The following is a 723-nucleotide window of genomic DNA, read 5'->3' as shown; positions in this document are numbered from 1 at the left end:
ATAACCTTATTTCAGGAAAATAGTGTTTCAGCGTCTTATTAGGGAGCCTCTGTATAACGCCTTGCATGCTCAGTCTTTCAGGCTGGTTCGCAATCTATACCCCATTCGGGGCACAGAGGGCGCGCTTTTGAAGGTGTCCCCTAACTGGGATCGAGATATGTCCATCCATCGAAAAAGTGCAACAACGAGTGCGGGCCAGCCTGAAAGACCCGAAGGGCGTGGCCTGGAGCGCCCATCTGCTGCGCCTTGCCTCTCGGAAAGGGAACCACCCTGACCATCGAGACAAGACACAACAGCTGAACGCTCCAGGCCACGCTGAGTACGCAAGGNGTTATTCAGAGGCTCCTCAAATCCTTTTCCCAGTCCTTGTCGCTGGACGTTTGAGGTGGGGCGCGCGGATGACGGCGAGGTGACGATTTATCTGCCCGGTGCGCCGGACCCCTGGTCGGGTTCGCTGATTCAGGTTACAGCGGATCGTGTTGAACGGCTGACCATGAGTATGCCACAGGCGGTGAGTTATATTCGTAACCTGGGCCGTGAGCGGGGTGCTGGAAAGCCGAGTTAACGGTCTGTATGGTCATAGAGAACCAGGGGTTTGTGCGGCTACCACTGACCAGTCTGTTTGGCGAATAGGGATGTTTTGTATGGCGAAGAATGCTGTGTTGCGAAATTCAACCATTCTTGTGCCGGTGTTCGTGCCGGCGGTTATCGTTGCGATATTGC

Annotated in this window: 1 protein-coding gene; it reads left to right on the top strand. The window is 54.7% G+C overall.

All coding sequences use genetic code 11. The features are described 5' to 3' along the window. The first annotated feature begins 385 nt into the window (after nt 1-385). Entirely contained in the window at nt 386-565 is a 180-nt protein-coding gene (locus A3754_RS08460) for a hypothetical protein (protein WP_063520696.1), read from the top strand. The last annotated feature ends 158 nt before the right edge of the window (nt 566-723 follow it).

The organism is Alcanivorax sp. HI0083, from assembly GCF_001635175.1.
Note: the sequence above shows the minus strand (reverse complement) of the source record. Positions and strands in the feature narration are given on the sequence as shown.